Genomic DNA, 234 nt, shown 5'->3' with positions numbered 1-234 from the left:
GGCATTCATCCAATGCCCACACCTGTACCACACCACCTGGGGCAATTCCTATCTGTACAGACGCGAGCGGATCTAAAAAAGCCGCTTCAGGAACGCTTGTGCACTCCTTGGTCAACGCATTACGCATGACCTGCCTCGCATCTTCCGGACTTTCAAACCAACCCTGATACGTTTGCGGCTCGGCCAGTGATTGCCAGCGGACATAGATGCGAACCGGAAGCTTGGCGTCCCTTA

1 protein-coding gene is annotated in these 234 nt (G+C 54.7%); it reads right to left on the bottom strand.

From position 1 onward, the window contains the following. The coding region (locus tag SB752_RS33285; RefSeq protein ID WP_410719641.1) for a DUF2931 family protein at nt 1-234 on the bottom strand (234 nt) is incomplete at both ends.

The sequence above is a fragment of the Brevibacillus sp. SIMBA_040 genome, assembly GCF_046535075.1.
GTDB lineage: Bacteria > Bacillota > Bacilli > Brevibacillales > Brevibacillaceae > Brevibacillus.
The sequence above is the reverse complement of the archived record's forward strand: the minus strand, read 5'-3'. Positions and strand labels throughout refer to the sequence as shown.